The 414-nt window shown below is 64.7% G+C and carries 1 protein-coding gene; it reads left to right on the top strand.

Annotation, left to right across the window (positions count from 1 at the left end):
• Positions 1–399 (top strand): AP2 domain-containing protein (locus D1646_RS17205; protein WP_243154226.1); only part of this gene is annotated, 399 nt, incomplete at its 5' end.
• Positions 400–414 lie beyond the last annotated feature (15 nt).

Raw genomic sequence — 414 nt, forward strand, 5'->3', positions numbered from 1 at the left:
ACCGCATGGCTGTGCCGGTGCGACTGCGGCGGCCAGGCGGTGGTGCTCACCTACCGTCTGCGCAGCGGCCACACCTCCAGCTGCGGCTGTCTAGTGGCCGGGCGGGGCCCAGGCGCTGACCTGCCCGGGCTGACCTACATTGACGGCACCTGCGTGGAGATGTTAGCCGCCAAAACGGTGCGCCGGAACAATACCAGCGGCGTACCCGGGGTTGACTGGTGCGCCCAAAAGGGACGATGGCGGGCGACCCTCTGCTTCAAGGGCCGGCGGCACTATCTGGGCAGCTACACCCAATTTGAGGACGCGGTAAAGGCCCGAAAGCGGGCGGAGGAAGAACTGGTTGCCCCTTTTTTACGTGAATTTGCCGGAGACGCCGCACACCAGGCGGCTGACGGCTGATTCAAATAAGATTGC

The sequence above is a fragment of the Pseudoflavonifractor sp. 60 genome, from assembly GCF_009911645.1.
Lineage (GTDB): Bacteria > Bacillota > Clostridia > Oscillospirales > Oscillospiraceae > Lawsonibacter.